The sequence below is a fragment of the Rhizobium mesoamericanum STM3625 genome (assembly GCF_000312665.1).
GTDB lineage: Bacteria > Pseudomonadota > Alphaproteobacteria > Rhizobiales > Rhizobiaceae > Rhizobium > Rhizobium mesoamericanum.
Window position 1 is genome coordinate 3,221,107 of sequence record NZ_HF536772.1, and the last position, 25,843, is coordinate 3,246,949.

At 60.0% G+C, this 25,843-nt stretch carries 26 protein-coding genes; 17 read left to right on the forward strand and 9 right to left on the reverse strand.

Translation table 11 applies throughout. The features are described 5' to 3' along the window. Positions 1-40: 40 nt before the first annotated feature. The 16 genes from urtA to ureG all read left to right on the forward strand — a co-directional run bounded on the left by urtA (position 41) and on the right by ureG (position 13,597). Positions 41-1,333: an urea ABC transporter substrate-binding protein gene (gene urtA / locus BN77_RS15800; protein WP_007533650.1), complete on the forward strand. Its 1,293-nt coding sequence runs from the start codon at positions 41-43 to the stop codon at positions 1,331-1,333. A gap of 185 nt (positions 1,334-1,518) precedes the next feature. After that, the gene (gene urtB / locus BN77_RS15805) at positions 1,519-3,138 is read left to right on the forward strand and encodes an urea ABC transporter permease subunit UrtB (protein WP_007533651.1); all 1,620 of its coding nucleotides are present in this window, start codon (positions 1,519-1,521) and stop codon (positions 3,136-3,138) included. Beyond that, positions 3,135-4,298 (forward strand): urea ABC transporter permease subunit UrtC, encoded by a 1,164-nt coding sequence (gene urtC / locus BN77_RS15810; protein ID WP_007533652.1) that lies wholly within the window; start codon positions 3,135-3,137, stop codon positions 4,296-4,298. The genes urtB and urtC overlap by 4 nt, the downstream gene beginning before the upstream one ends. 6 nt (positions 4,299-4,304) lie before the next feature. Then, on the forward strand, positions 4,305-5,060 hold the full coding sequence (urtD, locus tag BN77_RS15815; RefSeq protein WP_007533653.1) for an urea ABC transporter ATP-binding protein UrtD: 756 nt from the start codon (positions 4,305-4,307) through the stop codon (positions 5,058-5,060). 1 nt (position 5,061) lies between these two features. Then, positions 5,062-5,757 (forward strand): urea ABC transporter ATP-binding subunit UrtE, encoded by a 696-nt coding sequence (urtE, locus tag BN77_RS15820; protein ID WP_007533654.1) that lies wholly within the window; start codon positions 5,062-5,064, stop codon positions 5,755-5,757. Positions 5,758-5,936: 179 nt separating this feature from the next. Further along, the gene (locus BN77_RS15825; protein ID WP_007533655.1) at positions 5,937-6,758 is read left to right on the forward strand and encodes an urease accessory protein UreD; all 822 of its coding nucleotides are present in this window, start codon (positions 5,937-5,939) and stop codon (positions 6,756-6,758) included. 20 nt (positions 6,759-6,778) lie between these two features. After that, positions 6,779-7,081: an urease subunit gamma gene (locus BN77_RS15830; protein ID WP_007533656.1), complete on the forward strand. Its 303-nt coding sequence runs from the start codon at positions 6,779-6,781 to the stop codon at positions 7,079-7,081. A 7-nt stretch (positions 7,082-7,088) separates the two neighbouring features. After that, positions 7,089-7,343: a DUF1272 domain-containing protein gene (locus BN77_RS15835; protein WP_007533657.1), complete on the forward strand. Its 255-nt coding sequence runs from the start codon at positions 7,089-7,091 to the stop codon at positions 7,341-7,343. Positions 7,344-7,353: 10 nt separating this feature from the next. Next, entirely contained in the window at positions 7,354-7,659 is a 306-nt protein-coding gene (locus tag BN77_RS15840; protein WP_007533659.1) for an urease subunit beta, read from the forward strand. A 17-nt stretch (positions 7,660-7,676) separates the two neighbouring features. Next, complete coding sequence (locus BN77_RS15845; RefSeq protein ID WP_007533661.1) at positions 7,677-8,084, forward strand: lysozyme inhibitor LprI family protein; 408 nt, start codon at positions 7,677-7,679, stop codon at positions 8,082-8,084. Positions 8,085-8,100: 16 nt separating this feature from the next. Beyond that, the gene (locus tag BN77_RS15850) at positions 8,101-8,724 is read left to right on the forward strand and encodes a hypothetical protein (protein WP_007533663.1); all 624 of its coding nucleotides are present in this window, start codon (positions 8,101-8,103) and stop codon (positions 8,722-8,724) included. Between the two features lie 3 nt (positions 8,725-8,727). Beyond that, positions 8,728-10,437: an urease subunit alpha gene (ureC, locus tag BN77_RS15855; protein ID WP_007533665.1), complete on the forward strand. Its 1,710-nt coding sequence runs from the start codon at positions 8,728-8,730 to the stop codon at positions 10,435-10,437. A gap of 341 nt (positions 10,438-10,778) precedes the next feature. After that, positions 10,779-11,630 (forward strand): GGDEF domain-containing protein, encoded by an 852-nt coding sequence (locus BN77_RS15860; protein ID WP_007533667.1) that lies wholly within the window; start codon positions 10,779-10,781, stop codon positions 11,628-11,630. Positions 11,631-11,727: 97 nt separating this feature from the next. After that, positions 11,728-12,222, forward strand: a complete 495-nt coding sequence (ureE, locus tag BN77_RS32215; protein WP_007533669.1) for an urease accessory protein UreE — start codon at positions 11,728-11,730, stop codon at positions 12,220-12,222. Position 12,223: 1 nt separating this feature from the next. Beyond that, positions 12,224-12,895, forward strand: coding sequence for an urease accessory protein UreF (locus BN77_RS15870; protein ID WP_040677829.1), 672 nt, complete (start codon positions 12,224-12,226; stop codon positions 12,893-12,895). Positions 12,896-12,985: 90 nt separating this feature from the next. Further along, complete coding sequence (gene ureG, locus BN77_RS15875) at positions 12,986-13,597, forward strand: urease accessory protein UreG (RefSeq protein WP_007533673.1); 612 nt, start codon at positions 12,986-12,988, stop codon at positions 13,595-13,597. A gap of 5 nt (positions 13,598-13,602) precedes the next feature. Here the strand turns inward: ureG and BN77_RS15880 are convergent, their stop codons facing one another. The 7 genes from BN77_RS15880 to BN77_RS15910 all read right to left on the reverse strand — a co-directional run bounded on the left by BN77_RS15880 (position 13,603) and on the right by BN77_RS15910 (position 23,176). Then, positions 13,603-14,283, reverse strand: a complete 681-nt coding sequence (locus BN77_RS15880) for a Crp/Fnr family transcriptional regulator (RefSeq protein WP_007533675.1) — start codon at positions 14,281-14,283, stop codon at positions 13,603-13,605. 141 nt (positions 14,284-14,424) lie between these two features. Further along, entirely contained in the window at positions 14,425-17,718 is a 3,294-nt protein-coding gene (locus BN77_RS15885; RefSeq protein ID WP_007533677.1) for an efflux RND transporter permease subunit, read from the reverse strand. A gap of 10 nt (positions 17,719-17,728) precedes the next feature. Continuing rightward, entirely contained in the window at positions 17,729-18,919 is a 1,191-nt protein-coding gene (locus BN77_RS15890) for an efflux RND transporter periplasmic adaptor subunit (protein WP_007533679.1), read from the reverse strand. Between the two features lie 396 nt (positions 18,920-19,315). Continuing rightward, positions 19,316-20,287 carry an ABC transporter substrate-binding protein gene (locus tag BN77_RS15895; protein ID WP_007533681.1) on the reverse strand — a complete coding sequence of 324 codons (972 nt, stop codon included), beginning with the start codon at positions 20,285-20,287 and terminating at the stop codon, positions 19,316-19,318. Positions 20,288-20,342: 55 nt separating this feature from the next. Then, positions 20,343-21,470, reverse strand: a complete 1,128-nt coding sequence (locus BN77_RS15900; RefSeq protein ID WP_007533684.1) for an ABC transporter permease — start codon at positions 21,468-21,470, stop codon at positions 20,343-20,345. Continuing rightward, on the reverse strand, positions 21,467-22,351 hold the full coding sequence (locus BN77_RS15905) for an ABC transporter permease (protein WP_007533686.1): 885 nt from the start codon (positions 22,349-22,351) through the stop codon (positions 21,467-21,469). The genes BN77_RS15900 and BN77_RS15905 overlap by 4 nt, the downstream gene beginning before the upstream one ends. A gap of 36 nt (positions 22,352-22,387) precedes the next feature. Continuing rightward, positions 22,388-23,176, reverse strand: coding sequence for an ABC transporter ATP-binding protein (locus BN77_RS15910; protein WP_007533688.1), 789 nt, complete (start codon positions 23,174-23,176; stop codon positions 22,388-22,390). Positions 23,177-23,271: 95 nt separating this feature from the next. On the opposite strand from BN77_RS15910, the gene BN77_RS15915 reads away from it, so the two are divergent. Further along, entirely contained in the window at positions 23,272-23,685 is a 414-nt protein-coding gene (locus BN77_RS15915; RefSeq protein WP_007533690.1) for a cupin domain-containing protein, read from the forward strand. Positions 23,686-23,694: 9 nt separating this feature from the next. On the opposite strand, the gene hydA is transcribed toward BN77_RS15915, so the two are convergent. Further along, entirely contained in the window at positions 23,695-25,152 is a 1,458-nt protein-coding gene (hydA, locus tag BN77_RS15920) for a dihydropyrimidinase (protein ID WP_007533692.1), read from the reverse strand. Positions 25,153-25,167: 15 nt separating this feature from the next. Beyond that, positions 25,168-25,803: a LysE family translocator gene (locus tag BN77_RS15925; protein WP_007533694.1), complete on the reverse strand. Its 636-nt coding sequence runs from the start codon at positions 25,801-25,803 to the stop codon at positions 25,168-25,170. Between the last annotated feature and the right edge of the window lie 40 nt (positions 25,804-25,843).

Genomic DNA, 25,843 nt, shown 5'->3' on the forward strand with positions numbered 1-25,843 from the left:
GTTTCGGCCTGTTGTCGAACAAGAAGAGGGGATCAACCAGATGAATCTCAAGTCCTATATCACGGGCGCCGCACTCGGCGCCGTCATGTCGGCCACGGCCGCGTTCCATGGAGCCGTTGCGGCTGACGATACCATCAAGGTCGGCGTTCTGCATTCGCTGTCCGGCACGATGGCGATCTCCGAAACGACGCTGAAAGACGCCATGCTGATGCTCATCGACGAGCAGAACAAAAAGGGCGGCCTTCTCGGCAAGAAGCTCGAAGCCGTCGTCGTCGACCCGGCTTCGGACTGGCCGCTGTTTGCCGAAAAGGCACGCGAGCTGATCGAAAAGGACAAGGTCGCGGCGGTATTCGGTTGCTGGACGTCCTCGTCGCGCAAGTCGGTTCTGCCGGTCTTCGAAGAGCTCAACTCGATCCTTTTCTACCCGGTCCAGTATGAAGGCGAAGAGTCTTCGCGCAACATCTTCTATACGGGTGCTGCTCCAAACCAGCAGGCGATCCCGGCCGTCGACTACCTTATGGAAAAGGAAGGCGTTAAGCGCTTCGTGCTCGAAGGTACCGACTACGTCTATCCGCGCACGACGAACAAGATCCTGGAAGCCTATCTCGAGTCCAAGGGCATCCCGAAGGAAGACATCATCATCAACTACACGCCGTTCGGATTCTCGGACTGGCAGACGGAAGTAAAGAAGATCAAGGAGTTCGGTTCCGCCGGCAAGAAGACGGCCGTGGTTTCGACCATCAACGGTGACGCGAACGTTCCCTTCTACAAGGAACTCGGCAACCAGGGCATCAAGGCAACCGACATTCCGGTTGTCGCTTTTTCCGTCGGTGAAGAAGAACTTGCCGGTCTCGACACCAAACCACTCGTCGGCCACCTCGCTGCCTGGAACTACTTCGAGTCGGTCGAAAGCCCAGCAAACAAGAAGTTCATCAAGCAGTGGCACGACTTCACCAAGAACGACAAGCGCGTGACCAACGACCCGATGGAAGCCGCCTACATCGGCTTCAACGCCTGGGTTAAGGCTGTCCAGGCTGCCGGCACGACCGACACGGACAAGGTTCTCGACACGATCATCGGCACCACGGTTCCGAACCTGTCGGGTGGTTACGCCACTGTCATGCCGAACCACCACATCACCAAGCCGGTGCTGATCGGTGAAATCCAGGCGAACGGCCAGTTCGAAATCGTTCAGCAGACCCCGGCAGTCGTTGGCGACGAATGGTCCGACTACCTGCCTGACTCGAAAGATCTGATCTCCGATTGGCGCAAGCCAATGAACTGCGGCAACTTCAACGTTGCCTCGGGCAAATGCGGCGGCAAGGGCTCCTGAGTGCATTCCACCCTGTCACTCTGATGCCCCAAGACTTCCGCCCGGTCTCTCCTGTCCGGGCGGAAGGTCCATCTCCCAAAAGTGCAGTCTTCCCAGTCGTGCCTAGCGATCTTACCGATCGCACCTGGAGAAGGCAGAGTTCCCCGATAGTGCCGAAAGGCCAATGCACCGAGGCAAGAAAGCCGATGTATCGCGCTCTCAAAATCCTGCTCCTTACGCTGTGCCTGGCAATGCCGGCCTTCGCAACCGTCTTGAAAGCGCAGGAAGATATCCATCCCCTGATCGATGCACTTGGTGTCGGCGATTTCCCTGAGCGCGAAACCGCGATCAAGGCACTGGTCGCCTCCAACGACCCGCGTGTCGGCGAGATCCTGCAGCTTCTGAGCGACGGTCAACTTTACGTGAATTCGGAGACGGGCGGCCCGGTGCTGGTGTTGGGCGGTACGGAGGATGAGCCGACCTACGCCGATCCGATTTCCGGCGAGATCGTCTCCGACGTCGATCCGGATTACATGTCCAAGGTCAAGATCAACAATTCGCTGCGTACGGTGATTGCCACCGCCACGAGCCAGCTGACCCTATTGAGCCCGGATCGGGGCGCGCGGCTTGCGGCTGCTCAGGGACTGCTCAAGGACGCCGATCCGGCAAATCTTGATCTCCTCACCTCGGCGCTCGCCGAAGAAAAGGATGCAGAGGTCAAGAATACGATGGAAGCGGCGCGCGCCGTCATGGTGCTTAAGAGCGACGTCAGCGCCGAAGAGAAGAAGGCCGCCATCGACACGGTTGCGGCGCGCGGCGGGCGCGGTGCGCTGACCATCCTGAATTCCGCGCTGGCGACCGCTCCGGACGAACTCAAGGGCGTTATCCAGACGCATATCAACGAGATCAACCGCAGCCTGGCTCTCTGGGATGTCGGGCAGAATGTCTGGTACGGGTTGTCGCTCGCATCCGTGCTGCTGCTGGCAGCGATCGGCCTTGCCATCACCTTCGGCGTCATGGGCGTCATCAACATGGCGCATGGCGAAATGGTGATGATCGGCGCCTACACGACATATGTCGTGCAGGAGTACATCAGCTCCGCCTTCCCGGAACTTGGAAACTACTCGTTGGCCTTCTCCGTGCCGGCGGCCTTCCTCTTTACCGGCTGTGTCGGCCTTGTCATCGAGCGCGTCGTCATCCGTTATCTTTATGGCCGCCCGCTTGAAACGCTGCTTGCCACCTGGGGCGTGTCGCTCATCCTGCAGCAGGCGGTTCGCACGATCTTCGGACCGACGAACCGCGAAGTCCGCAATCCGAGTTGGATGTCCGGTGCATTCGAGCTGGGCGGTCTCTCGATCACCTGGAACCGTCTCTGGATCATCTTCTTCTCGATGGCCGTGTTCTTTACGCTGCTCGTACTTCTGAAGCGCTCGGCCTTCGGCCTGCAGATGCGCGCCGTCACGCAGAACCGCCGCATGGCCTCGTCGATGGGTATCCGCACAGGCTTGGTCGACGCTTTCACCTTCGCGCTCGGCTCCGGCATTGCAGGTATCGCGGGCGTCGCGCTCTCGCAGATCGACAACGTCTCTCCCAACCTCGGCCAGAGTTACATCATCGACAGCTTCATGGTCGTGGTCTTCGGCGGTGTCGGCAATCTCTGGGGTACGCTGGTTGGTGCTCTGTCGCTCGGCGTCCTCAACAAGTTCCTCGAGCCCTTCGCCGGCGCCGTGCTCGGCAAGATCCTGGTGCTTGTCCTCATCATTCTATTCATCCAAAAGCGCCCGCGTGGGCTCTTCGCACTCAAAGGAAGGGCGGTGGAAGCATGATTACGGCCTTCCTTCTCCGGTCTCTCGATCGCAAGATCATTGCTGCGATCGTCATCTTGCTTGCAGTTGCCGTCCTTGTGCCGGTGCTCAACCTGATGACCGCGCCGACCAATCCGCTGCACATTCCCACTTACATCATGGCGCTGTTCGGCAAGTACCTCACCTATGCGCTGCTGGCACTGGCGCTGGATCTCGTCTGGGGCTTCTGCGGCATCCTCTCGCTGGGTCACGGCGCCTTCTTCGCGCTCGGCGGATATGCGATGGGCATGTATCTGATGCGTCAGATCGGCTCGCGTGGTGTCTATGGCGATCCCATCTTGCCCGACTTCATGGTCTTCCTGAACTGGAAGGAACTGCCCTGGTTCTGGTATGGCTTCGACAAGTTCTGGTTCGCGGCGCTGATGGTGCTGCTGGTACCGGGGCTGCTGGCCTTTGTCTTCGGCTGGTTCGCCTTCCGCTCGCGCGTCAACGGCGTCTACCTGTCGATCATCACGCAAGCCATGACCTATGCGCTGCTGCTCGCCTTCTTCCGAAACGACATGGGCTTCGGCGGCAACAACGGCATGACCGATTTCAAGGAAATTCTGGGTTCCAACGTGCAGGCGGACGCAACGCGCGCTGCACTTTTTGCCGCGACCGCCATCTTCCTGGCGCTGTCTCTCATCATAGCCTCCGCCATCGTTCGCTCGAAGTTCGGCAAGGTTCTTGTCGGCGTGCGCGACGCGGAAAGCCGCACCCGCTTCCTTGGCTACCGCGTGGAACACTTCAAGCTCTTCACCTTCGTCGTTTCGGCGATGATGGCCGGCATTGCCGGTGCGCTGTACGTGCCGCAGGTCGGCATCATCAACCCCGGCGAATTTGCGCCGGCAAACTCGATCGAAGTCGTCATCTGGACGGCCGTTGGTGGTCGCTCGACGCTGATCGGTCCGATCCTCGGCGCCATTCTCGTCAACGGCGGCAAGACGATCTTTACCGGTCTGTTCCCGGAGTTCTGGCTGTTCGCGCTCGGAGGTCTCTTCGTGCTCGTCACGCTATTTCTGCCGAAGGGCATTGTCGGCACGATCGGTCAATATCTAAGCCGCCGTAAGCCGAAGACCGAGGCCACGCCCCCCGCGCTTCAGGAAGAGGGCGTCGACGCAAAAATCCAGCCGGCAGAGTGAGCGATCATGATCCCTGACCTCAAACCAAGCAGCGTTCTCTATCTTAACAACGTCTCGGTGTCCTTCGACGGCTTCAAAGCACTCAATTCGCTGTCGATCGTCATCGAACCCGGTGAGCTACGCGCCATCATCGGTCCGAATGGCGCCGGCAAGACGACGATGATGGATATCATTACGGGCAAGACCCGTCCTGATGAGGGCGAGGTGTTCTTCAGCGGCGACGTCGATCTGACAAAGAGAGACGAGGCAGATATCGCCCAGCTCGGGATCGGCCGCAAGTTTCAGAAGCCGACGGTCTTCGAGAGCCATACCGTGTGGGACAACCTCGAACTGGCGCTGAACCGTAATCGCGGGGTTTTCGCTACGCTGTTCTATCGGCTCTCCAGCGAAGACAAGGCTCGCATCGAGGAGATCCTTGAGACGGTACGGTTGACGCATCGGCGTGACGAACTCGCCGCCAACCTCTCGCACGGTCAGAAACAGTGGCTGGAGATCGGCATGCTCCTGGCGCAGGAGCCGAAGCTTCTTCTTGTCGACGAGCCAGTCGCCGGCATGACCGATGCCGAGACAGCCGAAACCGCGATCCTGCTGAAAGAGATTGCCAAGACGCGCTCGGTAATCGTCGTCGAGCACGACATGGGCTTCATCCGCGACCTCGGCGTCAAGGTGACCTGCCTTGCGGAAGGTTCGGTGCTTGCCGAGGGATCGATCGATTTCGTGAGCTCTGATCCGAAGGTGATCGAGAACTATCTGGGGCGGTGAGATGCTGACAGTCGAGAATGCAAATCTTCATTACGGTGCGGCGCAGGCGCTGCGCGGCATCTCCATCAAGGCCGAGATGGGCAAGATCACTTGCGTGCTGGGGCGTAACGGCGTGGGCAAGAGTTCTCTTCTGCGCGCCGTTACCGGCCAGCATCCCTTGTCTGCTGGCAGCGTCAGCTTCAATGATGTGAAGCTCAATGGACTGCCGCCGTTTGCGAGAGCCAAGCAGGGTATCGGCTACGTCCCACAGGGCCGCGAGATCTTTCCCTTGCTGACGGTGAAGGAAAATCTCGAGACCGGCTTCGCACCGCTCGGGCGTCGGGATCGTTCCATCCCCGATGATATTTTCAGTCTGTTTCCAGTGCTGCAGTCGATGCTCGGGCGGCGCGGCGGGGATTTGTCTGGCGGGCAGCAGCAGCAGCTGGCGATCGGCCGGGCGATGGTGACGCGGCCAAAGATCCTGGTGCTCGACGAACCGACCGAAGGCATCCAGCCATCGATCATCAAGGATATCGGCCGGGCGGTCCGCTATCTGCGCGATTCAACCGGCATGGCGATCCTGCTGGTCGAACAGTATCTCGATTTCTGCCGCGAACTTGCCGACTATGTCTACATCATGGATCGCGGCGAGATCGTTCACGAGGGTCTTGCGGAAACGCTGGATACGCCCGAGGCGCGTCGTCATCTGACTGTATAAACCCACCGGCTATCTGTTGGGCAGATGCTGTTTTTCTCGGCAGTCTCTGAGGGATCTGGCTGCCGCCAGTCCGATCGCGGTCAGCGTCTCGGCACGGCACGGGAATTGCTTGCTTTCTGCAAGTTAGTGACTTCAATGATAACGGCTGGGCCAACCGGCGATGCTTGGAAAGGGATGGAATGACGAACGCGGCGCCAGCCACGAGACCCCAGAGAGCCGAGGGGCGCGGGCATCTGGCTGCCAAGACGCTTGACGGGCGCACCCGCCTGCAGGAGCTCTACCAGGAAGGAGCGGCCAAAATCCGCCTTCCGGATACGTTCGATTCCTCGATGGAAGCCGTCATCATAAATACCGCGGGGGGCCTCACCGGCGGCGACCGGATGAACTGGAGCGTTGTGGCTGGCCCTGGCGCCCGCATCGACGTCACCACGCAGGCCTGCGAGAGGATCTACAAGGCGTCAGCGGGAACCGCCGAGGTCAATACCTGCATTTGCGTCGGCGCCAATGCTCGGGTGGACTGGCTGCCGCAGGAAACCATTCTGTTCGACCGCTCGAAGCTGTCCCGTCGGCTCGAGGTTGATCTTGATGTCGATGCCGAATTCCTGGCCGTCGAGGCCATCCTGCTCGGCCGCAAGGCGATGGGTGAGGCGGTGGATACCGGCCTCTTTCGCGACCGCTGGCGTATTCGCAGGGCAGGTAGGCTCTGCCACGCCGAGGACCTTCAGCTGCAGGGCAATGTCGCGTCGCTTGTCGATGCCGATGCCGTGCTTGGCGGCAAGGTCGCGTTTGCGACGCTGCTTTATGTCGGGCCCCGGTCTGAAGCCTACCTTGGCGCAGTGCGCCCGCTGCTCGAAGGCCATATGGGCGGCGCCAGCAGCTGGGCCGGCAAGCTCGTCGTGCGCCTATCGGCGCCTGATGGCTTTATGCTCAGAAAAATTCTCATCCCTGTCATTTCGATCTTGCGCAATGGAGCGCCGGTGCCGAAAGTCTGGAATCTCTAGTTCAAGCAGATGGATCAACGATGAATCTCACACCGAGAGAAAAAGACAAGCTGTTGATTTCGATGGCGGCGATGGTCGCGCGGCGGCGGCTGGAGAGGGGCGTCAAGCTCAACCATCCCGAAGCGATCGCGCTGATTACCGATTTCGTCGTCGAGGGTGCACGTGACGGTCGCCCGGTTGCGGAACTGATGGAAGCCGGTGCTCATGTCATCGGTCGTCACCAGGTCATGGAAGGTATCGCGGAGATGATCCATGACGTGCAGGTCGAAGCGACCTTTCCCGATGGCACCAAGCTTGTGACCGTCCACGAGCCGATCCGCTGAGGTCCTGATGCTGGAGCTGCGCCCAAATTGTGAATGCTGCGACAAGGACCTGCCGCCCGACAGTTCCAAGGCGATGATTTGCACCTTCGAATGCACGTTCTGCGCCGATTGTGTTGCCGATGTCCTCGGCGGGGTCTGCCCCAACTGCGGCGGAGAGCTTGTACGCCGCCCGATGCGTCCGGCTGCCAAGCTCGCCCAATACCCCGCATCGACAAAGCGCGTCCTGAAGGCCGAGGGCTGCGCGCCCACCAAGGCCGCGTGAGGAGAAGATCATGATCCCAGGAGAAATCATTGCCGCAAGCGGCGACATCGAGCTGAACGTCGGCGCGCCGACGACAACGCTTGAAGTCTCGAACACCGGCGATCGTCCGGTCCAAGTCGGCAGCCACTATCATTTTGCTGAAACGAATGCCGGCCTCTCCTTCGATCGTGAGAAGGCGCAGGGCATGCGGCTCGATATCCCGGCAGGTACGGCCGTCCGTTTCGAGCCTGGCCAGACTCGTTCGGTGACGCTCATCCCGCTTTCCGGCAAGCGCGAGGTCTATGGCTTCCGCCAGCTGGTCATGGGCAAGCTTTAAATGATCGCGAGGAAACAATGCGCGTGAGTCTGTGTCTTCTGGCCTCCGGCATTGCAACGTTCATCGCCTTTGGCGCCAATGCCGAAGATCTGGATTGCAATAATCCAGTCACGCAGGCCGACATGACGGCTTGTGAACGGGCCCGTCAGGAAACCGCCGATAAGGCGCTGAACGCACAGTACAAGATCACGCGTGCCGCGCTTGCTACGCTCGATAAGGATCTCGGCGCCGATGGGGGTGCCGAGAAGGCCCTCGTGAAAGCACAGCGCGCTTGGATGGATTTTCGCGATGCGGAGTGCGAGGTGACAGGATTCCAGGCGCGCGGCGGCACGATGGAACCGATGCTCGTCGCCGGTTGCATTGCCGGGCTGACGGACCAGCGCACCAAACAGCTCAAGGAACTCGCAGAGACGATGGGCAACTGAGGTGGTTGGAAAAATCATGATCATCGGCAACGGAGAGATCGGTGCAGAGGCGGCGGCGGCCGTGGCGGATGCCGCATTCGTCATCCGTTTCAACGAATGCCGATCCTATGAGGCGAGCCGCGGGCGCACTGATGTCGTTGCGGTCTGCAATACCGGGCGGCCAGCGAAGGCGATGCTCACTTCGCAAAGTTGGCGGGAGCATCCCGGCGTGCGTGAAGCGGCGGCGGTTTGGAGCGTGCGCGATCCGCAAAAATTTGCGGAACTGCGTGCGCCGCTTGCGGTGACGCATCCCGAACTGGACGATTTTTGCGACGACTACACGCATCAATTCAATGCGTTCTGCGCGGAAGTTGGCAAGGCGCATGTGGTCGTTGACAAAGTGATTCATGAAACGGTGGATCAGGCACTCGCGGCCTACCTCCCGGCGCCCTACGTGGTGCCGAGCAGCGGCATGATCGTGATCGCCGAGGTGATGAACAGATTTCCCGAGGCGGCCATTTATCTCGCGGGCTTCGGCCACGCGGGGTGGGAATGGCATCCCTTCGCTGCCGAGCGGCAGCTTGTCGACAGTTATGTCGCCGCCGGTCGCGTTATGCGGCTGCCGGCGCGCGCATCCCTTTCTTCCTCCCAAGGAGCCTGACCTATGCCTTACAAGATTTCCCGTGCTGCCTATGCCGGTATGTTCGGCCCGACCACCGGCGACAAGGTGCGGCTCGCCGACACAGAGCTCTTCATCGAGATCGAGAAGGACTTCACCACATATGGCGAAGAGGTGAAGTTTGGCGGCGGCAAGGTGATCCGCGACGGCATGGGACAGAGCCAGGCGACGCGGGCGCAGGGTGCCGTCGACACCGTCATCACCAATGTCGTGATCATCGACCACACGGGCATCGTAAAGGCCGACATCGGGCTCAGGAACGGCCGCATCGCGGCGATCGGCAAGGCAGGCAATCCCGACACCCAGCCAGGCGTCAATATCATCGTCGGCCCATCAACCGAGGCGATTGCCGGCGAGGGCAAGATCATCACCGCCGGCGGCATGGATGCGCATATCCACTACATCTGCCCGCAGCAGATCGAGGAAGCGCTGATGTCCGGCGTTACCTGCATGCTCGGCGGCGGCACGGGTCCGGCGCATGGCACGCTTGCAACCACCTGCACCGGCGCTTGGCATATCGAGCGGATGATCGAGAGCTTCGACGGCTTCCCGATGAATCTCGCGCTTGCCGGCAAGGGGAATGCCTCGCTGCCGGCGGCACTCGAGGAAATGGTGCTGGCTGGCGCGTCGTCGCTGAAGCTGCACGAAGATTGGGGCACGACGCCGGCGGCGATCGACTGCTGCCTTTCGGTCGCCGACGAATACGACATCCAGGTGATGATCCACACGGATACGCTGAACGAAAGCGGCTTTGTCGAAGACACCATCGGTGCCATCAAGGGCCGCACGATCCACGCCTTTCACACGGAAGGCGCCGGTGGTGGCCACGCTCCAGATATCATCAAGATCTGCGGCCAGGCGAACGTCATCCCGTCGTCGACCAACCCGACCCGCCCCTACACGGTCAACACGATCGCCGAGCATCTCGACATGCTGATGGTCTGCCATCACCTGTCATCGTCGATCCCCGAGGATATCGCGTTTGCCGAAAGCCGCATCCGCAAGGAGACGATCGCCGCCGAAGATATTCTCCACGATATCGGTGCCTTCTCGATCATCTCGTCCGACAGCCAGGCTATGGGTCGCGTCGGCGAGGTCGCGATCCGCACTTGGCAGACGGCCGACAAGATGAAGCGCCAGCGCGGCCGCCTCAAGGAGGAGACGGGCGAGAACGATAACTTCCGCGTTCGCCGCTACATCGCGAAATACACCATCAACCCGGCGATCGCTCAGGGCCTAAGCCATGAGATCGGTTCGATCGAAGTCGGCAAGCGTGCGGATCTCGTGCTGTGGAACCCGGCCTTCTTCGGCGTCAAGCCTGAGATGGTGCTGCTCGGCGGCTCCATAGCGGCGGCACCCATGGGCGATCCGAACGCGTCGATCCCAACGCCGCAGCCGATGCACTACCGGCCGATGTTTGCCGCCCACGGCAAGCTGCGGACGAATTCATCCGTTACCTTCGTCTCGCAGGCGTCCCTTGACGCCGGCCTGAAGGGCAGGCTGGGTGTGGCAAAGGATCTCGTCGCGGTGAAGAACACCCGCGGCGGCATTTCCAAGGCGTCGATGATCCACAACAGCCTGACGCCTGAAATCGAGGTTGATCCCGAGACGTACGAAGTCCGCGCAAACGGCGAGTTGCTGACCTGCGAGCCCGCGACAGTGCTGCCTATGGCACAGCGTTATTTCCTGTTTTGATCGATCAGGAGCGGCCGGCGCGAGGCGCCGGTTGCTCCCAAGGCCATACGTTAAATCAGAATCTCCCCAGAGTTGTTATCTATTTGTGCTTGTTCCACCTTGAGGCGGTCTGTTCCTAATAGGACACTCCCAGCGGCATTTCTGGAAAACGCTCGTCAAAACAGTACCTTATTGCCTAAGACTTGTTGAGTGATTCAGCTCCGGCACCGTCACGTTTTTGAGCAGTTTTCAACCGGCGATCAATTCACCAGAATCGTTCGAATCTTAACAATTCATTTAAGAACTCGGCAGCGGTTGGCCTCTAAGCAGGTGCTTGGCGGTGGGCAAGAAGGTCGATTCGCATGAGAATTTCACTCCAGGCGGAGCTTGGCGATTTCCAGGATCGCCACACAATTTACGTGTTCGCGCTCAAGATGAGCTTCCTCGCGGTGACGCTGTCGTCGGTGGTGGTTACGCTCGTATTGCCGCTGCTCGACTGGATAGGAATGTTGCCTGTCCCGCTCGCTGATGGCCTTGTCTACGGCGTCTTGCTGTCGTGGCTAATAGGCGGCGCAGTTGCAAGCGTATTGTCCCTCGTGGCGGGCCACGCGTTGCATCAGCTCAGCGTTTCGCGCGCAGAGTTCGAGCAACTGAGCCGGACCGATGTGCTGTCAGGTCTTCTCAACCGGCGGGCCTTTAGCGAAGCATTGGAGCAGGTCGACGGAGACGCCTGCCTAGCAATCTTCGACGTCGACCGCTTCAAGGCTATCAATGATCGCTTCGGCCATGCCAGTGGCGATGCCGTGATCGTGACCGTGTCGGCCATTCTGGCCGCAGCCTTTGACGGGAGCTCCGTCGCGGCGAGGCTCGGCGGTGAAGAGTTCGGCGTGATCGTTGTCGGTGGCTCGCAGGAGCAGCGGGTCGAGAGAGTACGGTCTGTCTGCGACCGCTTAGCGGCGCATCCCATCGTTACCGACGATTGCGTGGTCGCACTGACTGTGTCGGCCGGTATTGCGGAGCTCGAACCGGGGCGGAGCAAGGAGGGCGCCTATTCCTCGGCAGACAAGGCACTCTACCTGGCGAAGGCGCTCGGTCGAAACCGTGTGGTGCATGAGAACGAAGGGCTACATCCGGGTTGGCGCAGGCATTTGCCGGTGGAACCTGTGGCGGTTCGCGCGACAACCGTGGATTGCGATGAGGCTCGGCTGGCCTGACGAAAAATCGCCTGGCATTGCCGTCAACGCTTCATTCCTTCTTGCATCGCATCGGGCTATTTTGCATGGTCGCAGTCTCAAGTGAATTGGACATGTCATGCAACACGTTACTTCCTATTTGCCGGCCGGGACCCCTTCATCCAACCCAATCGGAAAAGTGGTTCTGCCGCACGACTTGAGGCACTTGCGGCGGAAGCTGCTGCATCTCGAAAACGGCGAGATGGTCATGCTCGACCTCAAGGAACCTGTGCTTTTCGCGAGCGGCGATATGTTGGTTCTCGATGATGGCGAACTCATCGAAATCGTTGCCGCTGACGAGAAGCTCTTCGAGATCAAGGGCAGGGATCGCCTGCACCTGATCGAGCTCGCATGGCACCTCGGCAACCGGCATCTTGGTGCACAGATCGAGGAAGATCGTATTCTCATCCTGCGGGATCATGTGATCCGTTCCATGCTCGAAGGGCTTGGTGCGACGGTCCGGGAAGTTGCCGAGCCATTCCAGCCGGCGCGCGGGGCCTATCATTCACATGGACAGGCACATGGGCACGCCCCTGGTCATGACCATGGGCACCATCATCACTCGCACGACTGACATGGCCGACGATGCCGATTTGCAGGCGTTCCTGAGGCTTATGGCATGGCTCTCGCCGGCCTTTCCTGTGGGGTCTTTCGCGTATTCAGGTGGCTTGGAGCACGCCGTCCATGATGGCCTGGTCACGAATGCACATTCGCTTGCGGCATGGGCGCTCAACCTGATCGAGCACGGGGCGGTGTGGAACGACGCCGTTCTTGTCGCCGAGAGCCACCGCAGTCACGGACAGCCGGAGCGGCTTGGCGAACTGGCCGAACTCGCCGCAGCGCTTGCCGGCTCGCGTGAGCGTCATCAGGAAACGATGTTGCTCGGCGACGCATTCCTGTCTGCGGCCAGCGCATGGCCGCACGATGTCTTCGATCGATTACCGCGACAGGCAGCCTATCCGGTGGCCATCGGCGCCGTTGCGGGGGCGCATGGGATTGGGCCGGAGAAGGCGGTTGCGGCATTCTTGCACGCCTATCTGTCGCAGGCGGTTTCCGCAGGCATCCGTCTCGGCGTCGCCGGGCAGAAGGACGGCGTTGCCATCCTTTCAGGGCTGGAGGACGACATAACCTCGGTTGCGAAACGAGCGGCCGTTTCAACATTGGACGATCTCGGATCGGCAACCATTCAGGCAGATATCATGTCGCTGTGCCACGAGACGCAGTCAACGCGACTGTTTCGGTCATAGCCCCGGAACGTGCGGCTACGACCTTAGTCATTTGCCGGTGGTCCCTCTTCGAGCGGGGCGCTATCATCGGCCGTTATTTGGAGTTCAAATATGAAATCAGGAAATGGACCACTTCGCGTAGGTATCGGTGGGCCGGTTGGTTCCGGCAAGACAGCGCTCACTGCGAAACTCTGCAAGGCCCTGCGCGAGGAATACTCCGTCGCCGTCGTCACGAACGATATTTACACGACCGAGGATGCCGAGGCGCTGATGCGGATGCAGGCCTTGCCGTCGGATCGGATCGTTGGTGTGGAGACCGGCGGCTGCCCACATACGGCAATCCGTGAGGATGCGACGATCAATTTGCAGGCCATTGCCGGCCTCAACGAGCGGATTCCTGATCTCGATGTCGTCTTCATCGAGTCAGGCGGCGACAATCTGGCTGCCACCTTCTCTCCAGATCTGGCGGATATCACGATCTACGTCATCTCTGTCTGCCAGGGCGAAGAGATCCCGCGCAAGGGTGGCCCCGGTATCACCAAGTCGGACCTCCTTGTCATCAACAAGAAGGATTTGGCTCCTTATGTCGGCGCAGACCTTGATGTTATGGACCGCGACGCGACACGGATGCGCCAAGCACGGCCATTCGTTTTCTCCGATATGAAACGTGGCGATGGCGTTAATTCCATCATCAGCTTTCTGAAGGAATATGGCGGCCTCTAAGAAGGTCAGACCTGGCGCAGCAAATCGACGTCTTCGATCGCGATGGCGCGGCCACTGACGGTTACGCCAGACGTCCGCAAGGCGGAGAACGCACGGGACAGCGCTTCCGGCGCCAGACCGAGCTTTCGTGCCAGCAGGCTTTTCTGGAATGGCAGCCGCAAGGAGGCCCGCGTGCCTTCGCTGGTGCAGTGCGTCAAGAGATAATGCGCGACGCGTTGAGGGCTCGTCTGCATGCGATCGCGTGCCAGGCAATCCATGGTCGAAAGCAGATGCTGCGAGAGGCTGCATGCGATCGCGCCGGCAATGCGCGGCTTTTCACGAAGCAGCCCCTTTACCTGCGCGATATCGAAACGGGCAAGGATCGCGTGCTCCATCGCCTGAGCGCTGTAGTTGTAGCCGTCGCCGGCAAGCACAAGGCCTTCTCCGAAGCTCTCGCCCGGCTCGCAAATGCTGATATCCGCTTCGCGACCGTCCGAGCCACGAAAAAGGCGAACGTAGCCGCTCAGCAAGCAGTAGAAATAGCGCGCCTTCTCGTGCTCATAGAAAAGCATATCCTGCGGCTCATAGCGCACTGCCACCGCGCAGGACAGCAGTGCGTCCCGCTCATGCCGATCAAGGCTGGAAGCGATCAACGCGCGACCAAGCATCGCTTGCTGTGCGCTGCTGAGTTTCAAGGCTCCAATCATCTGTTACTCCCTGTGGAGCGGCGAGTGCCGCCCTTACCTGACATCGGTAAGGATAACCGGGAGGCGCGGTTCAAGACTTGATCTGGATCAAATGACAGCCAAATAAAAAAGCCGGGTGGCACCCGGCTTTTGGTTGAGTGGCTACTCGGCTGCGAAAGGTGGAAGGCGCACGACGTTGCCCGACTTGCCGCGCTTTTCCTCGGGCTTCTCGATTGCGGTCACCCGCCCTTCGAGAGCGCCAACGGCCTGCGTCAGCTCTTCGCGGGACATTGCCAGATCCTCCTTGTCCTTCTTGCCCACAAGGCGACCGAAAAGCCAGCCGAGCAAGCGGGAGAGATCGTCCATGATCAGGAAGAATGAGGGCACGACGACCAGCGAAAGAACGGTCGACACGATGATGCCGCCGATCACCGCAATCGCCATCGGAGCGCGGAACGAGCCGCCTTCGCCGACGCCGAGCGCCGACGGCAGCATGCCTGCCGACATCGCAATGGACGTCATGATGATCGGCCGGGCGCGCTTGCGGCCCGCCTCGACCATGGCTTCCACGCGTTCCATGCCGCGATGGCGCATCTCGATCGCGAAATCGACGAGGAGGATCGCATTCTTCGTGACGATGCCCATCAGCATAAGGATACCGATCATCACCGGCATCGAGAGCGGGTTCTGGGTGACCAGCAGTCCGACTGCCACGCCGCCGATCGCAAGCGGCAGCGAGAACAGGATGGTGAAGGGCTGAATCACGTCCTTGAAGAGGAGGATCAGCACGGTCAACACCAGCATCAGGCCCATCAACATGGCATTGACGAAGCTCTGCTGCATTTCGGCCTGAACCTTCGTGTCGCCGCTCTCGGCGAGCTGGACGGTCGTAGGAAGATTTGCTTCCTTGACGATCTGACGGAACCGGGCGGATGCCGTATCGAGTGCGACGCCCTGCGGCAGGTCGGATCCGATCGCGACAACGCGGTAGCGGTTGTTGCGCTTGATCGAGCTGACGCCCTCCGAATAGTCAATATCGGCGACGGTGGAAAGCGGCACGGTGCCGCCGCTTGCGGTCTGGATCTTCAATGCCCGCAGGGCGGCAAGATCGCGGCGCATGTTGAGCGACGCCTGTACCCGGATCGGAATCTGGCGATCATCCAGGTTGATCTTGGCGAGGGCCGCATCGATGTCACCGATGGTGGCGACGCGGATGGTCTCGGAGATCTGTTGCGGAGTGATGCCAAGGCGGGCAGCCTGGTCCTTGCGAGGACGAACCTGAAGCTCAGGACGGGGCAGGGCGCCCTCGGCGCTGACGTTTGCCAGCAGCGGATCGGCACGCAGCTTTGCCTCAAGGATGCCGACGGCGTCGTTCAGGTCCTTCTCGTTCTTCGAAAGGAAGTTGAACGACAGGTCGCGCTCTCCGCGGTCGTTGAGTTTCAGAATGCGTACATCGGGGATATGGTGGAGTTTGGCGAAGACCTCCTTCTCGATATCCCACTGTGGCCGAACGCGGCCCTTTGGCTCCACCTTCGGCAGATGTGGTCCGATGATCGGGAGACCGCCGAGGAAGTTATCGACCAGTTTCTTCGAAAGCCTCTGGTCAAGCTTATCGAGCGTGAGCGTTACGGTTGCGCGACGCAGTTCGAGGTCACCCTTCGGCGATGCGCCGCCAAGGACAAAGACGCTCTCAACGCCATCGATATCTTTTACGTCCTTATAGATTGCATCCGTCGTCGCTTCGGTATCCTCAAGGGTCGCGTTCGGCGGCAACTCGACAGACAGGACGATGCGCGACGCATCTTCCGGCGGAAGGAAGCTGCCGGGCACTTGCGCAAGCAGCATGACGGAGCCGATGAGAAAGCCGATCGCCGCGATCAGCGTCAGGTAGCGCGTCCACCAACGCCGAGTCGTGGCGCGCACAAGTCTCGTATAGCCGCGGAAGAAGAGACCATCATTGTCGTGATGGTCTTCGATGCCGTCTTCGGCACGCATCAGGTAGGCGGCCATCATCGGCGTGATAAGGCGTGCCACCATGAGTGAGAAGAAGACCGAGAAGGCAACCGTCAAACCAAACTGGATGAAGTACTGGCCGGGAATGCCGGGCATGAAGGAGACCGGCACGAAGACGGCAATGATCGTGAAGGTCGTGGCGATGACGGCGAGGCCGATTTCGTCAGCGGCCTCAATGGCCGCGCGATAGGGCGTCTTGCCCATCTTGATATGGCGGGCAATGTTCTCGATCTCAACGATCGCATCGTCGACGAGAATACCCGTTGCGAGCGTCAGAGCCAGGAAGCTGACCAGGTTCAGCGAGAAGCCCATCAGGTCCATGATCCAGAACGTCGGGATCGCAGACAGAGGCAGCGCGATCGCCGAAATCAGCGTTGCGCGCCAGTTCCGCAGAAACAGGAAGACGACGACGATGGCAAGCAATGCGCCTTCGATCAGTGTATCGATGGCGGCTTCATAGTTTCCGTAGGTGAAGTAGACGGAGTCACTGATCAGCTCGATGCCGACGTTCGGGTTCTCGGCCCGAACTTTGTCGAGGCTCTTGGCGACAGTCTGCGCAACACTGACTTCACTGGCGCCCTTCGAGCGGAACACGCCGAAGGTGACAACGGGCGTATCATCGAAGCGCGAGAATGACTTCGGCTCCTGATAGGTGTCCTTGATGGCGCCAAGGTCGGACAGCTTGACGAAACGACCGTTCGGCAGCGCGATCGTAGTGTTGGCGAGTTCCGCGACATTGCGGGCATCGCCGAGCACGCGGATTGCCTGCTCGCTGCCCGCCACTTGGCCGCGGCCGGAGCCGAGATCGACGTTGGTGCCTCGCAACTGTTGGTTCACGCTCGCTGCGGTAATGCCGTGGGCATTGAGCTTGTCGGGGTTTAGCTCGATGCGTACTTCGCGTTCGGCACCGCCATAACGATCCACGCGGCCGATACCAGCCTGCCCCTGAAGGGCGCGCTTGATCGTGTCATCGACGAACCAGGAAAGCTCTTCGAGTGTCATATCGGGCGAGGAGACCGCGAAGGTCTGGATCGCCTGGCCTTCGACATCGACCTTGGACACGATCGGCTCTTCGACGTTTGCCGGCAGGTCGCTGCGGATGCGGTCGATCGCATCCTTGGTGTCCTGAACAGCCTGCTCGGTTGGCACTTCCATGCGGAACATGACGACCGTCTGCGACTGGCCATCTGTCACCGTCGACTGGATCTCATCGATGCCTGTTATACTGGCAACGGCGTCCTCGATCTCCTTCGTCACCTGTGTCTCGAGCTCGGCGGGCGAAGCGCCGCTTTGCGTGACGACAATGGAAACGAGCGGAACGTCGATGTTCGGAAAGCGCGTGATCGGCAGCTTATTAAAGGACTGAATGCCGACGAAAAGCAGAAGTGCAAACGCCAAAAGCGGCGCGACTGGATTTCGAATAGACCAGGCTGAAAAGTTCATCGGTCGTCTCTCAGTTGGAAGCCGGTGGCTGTTCATGTACCGGCGTGATGCGGTCGCCATCGCGGACATAGGCGCCCGCCTTGGCTACGACTTCGTCGCCGGCTTTCAATCCCTTTACTATCTCAACATAGGCACCGTCCTGGATGCCGGTCACCACCTCGGCGAACTTGACGACGCCGTTCTCGACTTTACGAGCGGAGGATCCCTCATTGCCGCTCAATACGGCTGACACTGGCAATGCCACGTTCTGTGCGGTGCGTACGACGATGTCAGCGCTGCCGTACATACCGGAACGGGCCTTGCTGCTGTCGTCGATCAGGATATGGACAAGACCAAGGCGCGTGAGCGGATCGACCGTCGGCGAGACCAAGCGTACGGAGCCAGTAATCTTCTCGCGGCTACCCGAGAGCGAAAGTGTTGCCTTCTGACCGGGCTCGATCTTGACAATGTCACTTTCGCCAACTTCGGCAACCAGTTCGATCTTGTCGTCGCGAATGATCGTGAATAGTGGATCGCCGGTACCGAGCGCAATCGCGCCAACCTTGGCATTCTTGGCGGCCACCGTGCCGCCGACTGGTGTCTTAACGTCGGTGCGCGCCAGCTTCAGATCCGCATCGGCGATCTGGCTTTCGGTGACCTTGATGTCGGCAATCGCCACCTGGATCGCCTGCTGTGCAGAATCGACGCGCGCGTTGGCCGACGCCGCTGCAGCATCCGCCTGCTCGACAGTTGCCGTGGAAACCGTGCCCTTCTTGCCCATTTCCTGGGCGCGCGCCTGCTGTTGGCGCGCCTGCTCCGCATTCGCCTGCGCTTCGATGAGCTGCGCGCGAAGCTGTGCGAGGCTTGCCTCGTTCTTGGCTTTTGTGGCCTGCATCTGGCTCTTCTGCAGGATGAGTGCGTCGTCGTTCAGCGTCGCAAGCTTGCTCTCCGCCTGAACCTTGTCGCCAACGTCGGCATTCAGGGTACGGATCGACAGTCCTTCGACCTGTGGCTGTATGTAGACTTCCTCGACAGGCTTGACCGTACCGGTCGCAACGACGCGGTCAACCAGCGTGCGGGTTGACGCCTTGGTCACTACGATGGCCGGCAGGTTCTGCTGCGGCTTTGTAACCGGCTGTTCCTGGGCAAATGCCGCCGAGGCAACAGCTGCCGCGATCAGCAGCGTGGAGGCGCGAAGTATCTTAACAGGCGTACGTGCCATGCGTCGTTATCCAGTTTGCTCGGCCAGGCTCGCGCGTCGTCCACGTCGCGAATGGCCAGTTCCCATAGAGTGTTCTCAGAAGTATTTCTGCTCTTTTGCCGACACCTACTTAAGAAGTCCCTCATCCGGCAAAATTCGGCTTTTACGTGGTAGCTATTTGCCCATCGCGCAAGTCCGGCGGAAAATAATTCCTCATTCGAACACAATAATTACCATTGTGATGCAGATCAATCACTGCGCGGTTATGCAAGCATTCCGTTAGTTGATCGTGCATCGTCGCTATGACGTGCGAGCAACGCCCGATGCGACATCAACGGCGAAACTTCTTAGTAATAAATAGCAAAAAAGTGAAAAACGCGCGGAAGTTCCGCGCGTTTCGTATCTTGTCGTTGCCGATTACTTGGATGCAGCGTCCGTGATGTCGTGCGTCCAGGCGCCTGCAGGCTCCTTTTTGATGATCTTCTGGTCGAGGAGGGCCTTGGCCGTGCGGTCGTAAAGCGTCGTGTCGAGCTTGCCCGTGCCGTCGCCGATCAGCTTGGCGACTTCGCCCATCATGACCTTCTGGTGGTGTTCGTCTTGGCCGCCGGCGTCGACGACGATTTCGGCAGCTTCATCGGGGTTCGCGGTTGCGTATTTCCAGCCCTTCATCGAAGCCTTGACGAACTTGACCATTTTCTCCTTGAAGGCCGGGTCTTTCAGCTTGTCTTCCAAGGCATAAAGACCGTCTTCGAGAAGGTCGTTGCCCATGGCGGTATAGTTGAAGACGATGAGGTCTTCCGGCTTGAAGCCAGCGTCGATTGCCTGCCAGTATTCATTGTAGGTCATGACCGAGATGCAGTCGGCCTGCTTCTGAAGCAGCGGCTGCACGTCGAAGCTCTGCTTCAGCACCGTTACGCCATCTTTGCCGCCGTCGGTCTTCAGACCGAGCTTGTTCATCCAGGCGAAGAACGGGTATTCGTTACCGAAGAACCAGACGCCCAGCGTATGCCCCTTGAAATCGGCCTCGGTCTTGATCGGGCCGTCCTTGCGGCAGATCATTTCCATACCCGATTTCTGGAAGGGCTGGGCGATATTGACGAGGGGAACGCCTTTTTCGCGGGCGACAAGCGCGCCACCCATCCAGTCGACGATGACGTCGGCACCGCCGCCGGCGATCACCTGTTCGGGCGCGATGTCAGGGCCGCCCGGCTTTATGGTGACGTCGAGGCCTTCTTCCTCGTAATAGCCCTTTTCCTTGGCGACGTAGTAGCCCGCGAACTGCGATTGAGTCACCCACTTGAGCTGCAGCGTCACCTTGTCGGCAGCCATGGCTTGGGCTGCTGCAAGCGACATCGCGCTCGCCATCATCGCAATAATCAGTTTTTTCATTTTCTTTTCCCTCTGAAGTTATGCCCCAATCCCATTCGCGGGAATAAAGCGACGCCTAGCCACCACGGATAGACGGATGCCAGAAAGTCACCGCCCTTTCGGCAAGGGCGACGACGCCATAGAAGATCGAACCGACCAGCGCCGCGACAGCGATTTCGGCCCAGACCATGTCGACATTCATGCGCCCGATCTCGGTGGAGATGCGAAAGCCCATACCGACGATCGGCGTACCAAAGAACTCCGCGACGATGGCACCGATCAGCGCCAGCGTCGAGTTGATCTTCAATGCATTGAAAATGAAAGGCATCGCCGCCGGAAGCCGGAGCTTCAGGAGTGTCTGCCAGTAGTTCGAAGCGTAGGTTTGCATCAGATCGCGTTCCATCGGACCGGATGCAGCGAGGCCGGCGACCGTGTTCACCAGCATCGGGAAGAAGGTCATAATGATGACGACGGCAGCCTTCGACTGCCAGTCGAAGCCGAACCACATCACCATGATCGGCGCGACGCCGATGATCGGAAGCGCAGATACCATGTTTCCGATCGGCAGCAGGCCACGACGCAGGAAGGCGAGGCGGTCGGCGAGGATCGCGACGACAAAGCCTGCACCACAGCCAATAATGTAACCGGCAAATACTGCCTTGAAGATCGTCTGACGGACGTCGTCTGCCAGGATCGGCAGCGAAGTGGCGATCCTCGTACCAATGGCGCTCGGCGGCGGCAGCAGGACGAAAGGAATGCCGGCGCCGCGTGTCAGGGCTTCCCAAAGGATCAGAATCCAGGCGCCGAAGATCGCCGGGATCAGCAGCCGCAGGCTCGTACGGCCGAAACTTGAATACGGCGTCATTGCCGAAAGTTCGGTAACGCAGCGCCAGGCAAGCAGCCAGCTGGCGGCCATCAGCAGGAAGAAGGACTTCGTTGCCAAACCCTCGTTTCCGGTCACCCCGGCGAGGAGAACCCATGCCGCCCAGTGCGCACCAATCAGCAGAACGGCAGCAATATACGGCTTCGGCAAGGACGAGAAGGAAACGAAGGCGAGGGCGACGATCAGCGCGATCGTGAGGCCTACCGTCATTGACGACACCGGATCCGGTGCGCCTTCGGCCATTATCGGCAGGGTGATGATCGCAATCGCCGTCAGCACCAAGGCAAGAACACCCTGCCAGGAGAAGGACATCTGGTTCATGCCTGCCTCCCCCCCATCGAACGGTCAACGATTTTGGCAACAAGACCGACGATGGCAACGAGGCTTGCGGCCAGCACGGAGCCCGCAACGAGGGCCGCCCAAATGTCGATCGTCTGGCTGTAATAGGAGCCAGCGAGCAGCTTCGAGCCGATGCCGGCAACGGCGCCGGTCGGAAGCTCGCCGACGATAGCGCCGACCAGGCTTGCGGCGATCGCGACCTTCATCGAGGTGAAGAGAAAGGGTACGGAGGCCGGAACGCGCAGCTTCCAGAAGGTCTGCGAGGGTGTCGCGTTATAGGTCCGCATCAGGTCGAGAAACATGACCTCCGGCGAACGAAGGCCCTTGACCATGCCGACTGTGACCGGGAAGAAGGAGAGGTAGGTCGAGATCAGTGCCTTCGGGATCAGGCCGGTGATGTTGATGGCGCCGAGGACGACGATCACCATCGGCGCGATCGCCAGGATCGGTATGGTCTGCGAGGCGATGACCCAAGGCATGAGGCTGCGGTCAAGCGCCTTGATGTGAACGATGCCGACCGCGATCACGATGCCGAGCAGCGTGCCAAAGCCGAAACCCAAAAGCGTCGACGAGAGGGTGACCCAGCTGTGGTAGACGAGGCTGCGATTGCTAGAAAGCTTGCGCAGGAAAGTGTTTTCGAAAACGTTCTGCATTACCTGATGCGGGGCCGGCAGCAGCGGCTTTGGTTGCGAAAGCGTCTTTTCGATGAATTCGATGGTTCCCGGCGTCTGGTTGGCACGTTGATCCATGTCGCGTTGGAACGGTGCGTTCATGATGACGGCGGCGACATACCAGATCGCGATCAATATTAGGAGGATCGTGAGGACAGGGATGATCCTGTCTTTAAGAGAGTCGATCTTCATGAGCGCCCTCGCGCAACGGTCTCAGCCGCCAAAACCTCAATGCTCATAGCTGTGCCCCGCTCTCAGGCCCTCGCGCACGCGATGCGCGATTTCGAGGAACTCCGGCGTCTCGCGGATGTCCAGCGGTCGCTCCTTCGGAAGCGGTGAGTCGATAATGTCGGTCACGCGGCCCGGGCGAGGCGACATCACCACGATCTTCGTGGAGAGGTAAACCGCCTCGGGGATCGAGTGGGTGACGAAGCAGATCGTCTTGTTGGTGCGCGCCCAGAGCTTGAGAAGTTCCTCGTTCAGGTGGTCGCGGACGATTTCGTCAAGTGCGCCGAAGGGCTCGTCCATCAAAAGGAGGTCGGCATCGAAGGCGAGCGCGCGGGCGATCGAGGCGCGCTGCTGCATGCCGCCGGAAAGCTGCCAAGGGAACTTTTTCTCGAAGCCCGTGAGATTGACGAGATCGAGCGCGTCGGCGATGCGTTTCTTCTGGTCAGCGGAGGCGTAGCCCATGATCTCGAGGGGGAGAGCGATGTTCTTCTCGATCGTACGCCACGGGTAGAGTGCCGGCGCCTGAAAGACATAGCCGTAGGCACGAGCTTTGCGAGCTTCCTCGGGCGTCATGCCATTGACGGTGATCTCGCCCGATGTTTTCCTTTCGAGATCGGCGATCACGCGCAGGAAAGTTGTCTTCCCGCAGCCTGACGGGCCGATGAAGGAGACAAAGTCGCCCTTGCGAACTTCGAGGTTGACGTTCGTCAGCGCCTGCACAGGAGCATCGCCTGCCTGATAGGTCAGACAGAGATCCTTGGCGGATACGACGGAGGCAGCTTGCGTCAATGCTTGTGTATCCTGTTTTGCCCGCGCTTGCGCGGTTTGCGTGATAATATGAGTAGCGGTTTTCATTGTTCCGGCAAGGTCCATGGAGGATGACGATGGACGCGACATCAAAGCCCACCTGTCACATTGTGCGCCCTAGTCATGCCTATGACGGCAAGCAGGGGCTCAGTTACTTCGAAGGCATCGCAGCCGAGACGGTCGGCGCGAAGGGCATCTGCATGCATTTGCTGACGATTCCGCCCGGCGTTCGCGCCAAGGCGCATCTGCACGAAGCGCATGAAACGGCGATCTACATGCTCTCCGGCGAGGCCCACACTTGGTATGGCGACGAGTTGGAGCATCATGTGGTCGTGCACGCCGGCGAGCTGTTCTACATCCCCGCCGGTGTGCCGCATCTGCCTGCCAACCTCAGCAGTACCCCTTGCACCGCGATCATTGCCCGCACCGACCCGAACGAGCAGGAAAGCGTTGTTCTGCTTCCGGAGCTTGATCGGCTGGTGCAGGAGTGATGCCAAGGATCAGACCCCCGTCGCCGGAATGCCTGACCGTTCGACCTTGCGCGGCGCCACCAACTCCTTCCATGTCGATAGTGCCTTGCTGACCGCCTGGAACGGCTCGCGCTTGACGAACTGGCCGTGCCCTTCCTTCGTCTTGACGGTGCTTTCCTCGATCGCGACTTCGCCGCGCGTCAGCGTGTAACGCGGCAGGCCGGTGACCTGCTTGCCCTCGAAGACGTTGTAGTCGATCGACGACTGCTGGGTCTTGGCCGAGATCGTCTTGGAGCGCTTAGGATCCCAGACGACGATATCGGCATCGGCGCCGACGAGGATGGCGCCCTTCTTCGGATAGACGTTGAGGATCTTGGCGATGTTGGTTGAGGTGACGGCAACGAACTCGTTCATCGTCAGGCGGCCCGTGTTGACGCCATGGGTCCATAACATCGGCAACCTGTCCTCCAGGCCGCCTGTGCCGTTGGGGATCTTGGCGAAATTCCCGACGCCGAAGCGCTTCTGCTCGGTAGTAAAGGCGCAATGGTCGGTAGCCACCACCGACAGCGAGCCGGATTGCAGGCCGGCCCATAGGCTGTCCTGATGCTGCTTGCTGCGGAAGGGCGGAGACATGACTCGGCGGGCAGCATGATCCCAGTCCTTGTCGAAATACTCGCTTTCATCGAGCGTCAGGTGCTGGATCAGCGGTTCGCCATAGACGCGCATGCCCTTCTGACGGGCGCGGCGGATCGCTTCATGCGCCTGCTCGCAGGAGGTGTGCACGACGTAGAGCGGCACGCCGGCCATGTCGGCGAGCATAATGGCGCGATTGGTTGCTTCGCCTTCGACCTCGGGCGGGCGGGAGTAGGCGTGGGCCTCAGGGCCGTTGTTGCCTTCGGCGAGAAGCTTTGCGGTCATGGAGGCAACGACGTCGCCATTCTCCGCATGGACCAGCGGCAGCGCGCCGAGCTCGGCGCAGCGCTGGAAGGAGGCGAACATCTCGTCATCGTTCACCATCAGCGCGCCCTTGTAGGCCATGAAATGCTTGAAGGTGTTGATGCCCTTGTCCTTGACCACCGTCTCCATCTCGTTGAAGACCCGCTCGTTCCAGCCGGTGATCGCCATGTGGAACGAGTAGTCGGCGTTGGCGCGGCTTGTTTTGTTGTCCCACATCTGCAGCGCCTCGAGGAGCGACTGTTCCGGTCCCGGCAAACAGAAATCGACGACCATGGTCGTGCCGCCGGCGAGGCCGGCGCGCGTGCCGCTTTCGAAGTCGTCGGTGGAATAGGTGCCCATGAACGGCATTTCGAGGTGGACGTGCGGGTCGATACCGCCCGGCATGACGTAACAGCCCGTAGCATCGAGCGTTTCGGTGCCGGACAGGTTCGGACCGATCTCGACGATCTTGCCGCCTTCAATCTTCACGTCCGCCTTGTAGGTCAGGTCCGCAGTGACGATGGTACCGTTCTTAATGATCTTTGATGCCATGATGAACCTCCGCTTTCAGGCGCGCATGGTTGCGAGTTTTAGACCGAAGCCGACGAAGACGACGCCTGTTGCCGCCTTGATCCAGCGTTGTACTCTGCCTCCACGGGTCAATGTGGCGAGGCGGGAAAACACGACGACGATGGCGCTAAACCAGATCAGGTTGATCATGGAATGAATGAAAACCAGAAGGAAGATATTGGCTGCGGTCGCTTGTTCCATCGGCACGAACTGGGGGAAGGCCGCAAGATAAAACATCGCAACCTTGGGATTGAGTGCATTGGTCAGAAAGCCTTCGAAATAGGCAGCCAACAGGGTCCGTCTGCGTCTTGAAGGGGCAGCGATCGGCTGCGATGAAAGCGGATTTCGCCGGGCCTGCATCAGCGCCTTGACGCCAACCCAGCATAGATAGGCGGCACCAAGCATCTTGACCGCGAAGAACAGCTCCGCCGAGCGCGCGAGAATGACCGAGACGCCAAAGACGACAAACGCCCCATGCAGGTAAAAGGCAGAGACGAAGCCGGCGACATTGGCAAAGCCGGCCAACCTGCCCGAGGCGGGAACGGTCTTGGCGATCAGGATACCATTTGGGCCGGGCGAGATAACCAGCAAGGTCGTCACTGCGACGAAGGCAAGGATAGTTGTCAGATCCATGGGTGCTTTTTCCTATTTCAGCCGCAGGTCTGTCTTACGA

Excerpts from the sequence above, each read along its gene's own strand:
- urtA (WP_007533650.1), top strand. The coding sequence starts at position 41 with ATGAATCTCAAGTCCTATATCACGGGCGCCGCACTCGGCGCCGTCATG.
- urtB (WP_007533651.1), top strand. The coding sequence starts at position 1,519 with ATGTATCGCGCTCTCAAAATCCTGCTCCTTACGCTGTGCCTGGCAATG.
- urtC (WP_007533652.1), top strand. The coding sequence starts at position 3,135 with ATGATTACGGCCTTCCTTCTCCGGTCTCTCGATCGCAAGATCATTGCT.
- urtD (WP_007533653.1), top strand. The coding sequence starts at position 4,305 with ATGATCCCTGACCTCAAACCAAGCAGCGTTCTCTATCTTAACAACGTC.
- urtE (WP_007533654.1), top strand. The coding sequence starts at position 5,062 with ATGCTGACAGTCGAGAATGCAAATCTTCATTACGGTGCGGCGCAGGCG.
- BN77_RS15825 (WP_007533655.1), top strand. The coding sequence starts at position 5,937 with ATGACGAACGCGGCGCCAGCCACGAGACCCCAGAGAGCCGAGGGGCGC.
- BN77_RS15830 (WP_007533656.1), top strand. The coding sequence starts at position 6,779 with ATGAATCTCACACCGAGAGAAAAAGACAAGCTGTTGATTTCGATGGCG.
- BN77_RS15835 (WP_007533657.1), top strand. The coding sequence starts at position 7,089 with ATGCTGGAGCTGCGCCCAAATTGTGAATGCTGCGACAAGGACCTGCCG.
- BN77_RS15840 (WP_007533659.1), top strand. The coding sequence starts at position 7,354 with ATGATCCCAGGAGAAATCATTGCCGCAAGCGGCGACATCGAGCTGAAC.
- BN77_RS15845 (WP_007533661.1), top strand. The coding sequence starts at position 7,677 with ATGCGCGTGAGTCTGTGTCTTCTGGCCTCCGGCATTGCAACGTTCATC.
- BN77_RS15850 (WP_007533663.1), top strand. The coding sequence starts at position 8,101 with ATGATCATCGGCAACGGAGAGATCGGTGCAGAGGCGGCGGCGGCCGTG.
- ureC (WP_007533665.1), top strand. The coding sequence starts at position 8,728 with ATGCCTTACAAGATTTCCCGTGCTGCCTATGCCGGTATGTTCGGCCCG.
- BN77_RS15860 (WP_007533667.1), top strand. The coding sequence starts at position 10,779 with ATGAGAATTTCACTCCAGGCGGAGCTTGGCGATTTCCAGGATCGCCAC.
- ureE (WP_007533669.1), top strand. The coding sequence starts at position 11,728 with ATGCAACACGTTACTTCCTATTTGCCGGCCGGGACCCCTTCATCCAAC.
- BN77_RS15870 (WP_040677829.1), top strand. The coding sequence starts at position 12,224 with ATGGCCGACGATGCCGATTTGCAGGCGTTCCTGAGGCTTATGGCATGG.
- ureG (WP_007533673.1), top strand. The coding sequence starts at position 12,986 with ATGAAATCAGGAAATGGACCACTTCGCGTAGGTATCGGTGGGCCGGTT.
- BN77_RS15880 (WP_007533675.1), bottom strand. The coding sequence starts at position 14,283 with ATGATTGGAGCCTTGAAACTCAGCAGCGCACAGCAAGCGATGCTTGGT.
- BN77_RS15885 (WP_007533677.1), bottom strand. The coding sequence starts at position 17,718 with ATGAACTTTTCAGCCTGGTCTATTCGAAATCCAGTCGCGCCGCTTTTG.
- BN77_RS15890 (WP_007533679.1), bottom strand. The coding sequence starts at position 18,919 with ATGGCACGTACGCCTGTTAAGATACTTCGCGCCTCCACGCTGCTGATC.
- BN77_RS15895 (WP_007533681.1), bottom strand. The coding sequence starts at position 20,287 with ATGAAAAAACTGATTATTGCGATGATGGCGAGCGCGATGTCGCTTGCA.
- BN77_RS15900 (WP_007533684.1), bottom strand. The coding sequence starts at position 21,470 with ATGAACCAGATGTCCTTCTCCTGGCAGGGTGTTCTTGCCTTGGTGCTG.
- BN77_RS15905 (WP_007533686.1), bottom strand. The coding sequence starts at position 22,351 with ATGAAGATCGACTCTCTTAAAGACAGGATCATCCCTGTCCTCACGATC.
- BN77_RS15915 (WP_007533690.1), top strand. The coding sequence starts at position 23,272 with ATGGACGCGACATCAAAGCCCACCTGTCACATTGTGCGCCCTAGTCAT.
- hydA (WP_007533692.1), bottom strand. The coding sequence starts at position 25,152 with ATGGCATCAAAGATCATTAAGAACGGTACCATCGTCACTGCGGACCTG.
- BN77_RS15925 (WP_007533694.1), bottom strand. The coding sequence starts at position 25,803 with ATGGATCTGACAACTATCCTTGCCTTCGTCGCAGTGACGACCTTGCTG.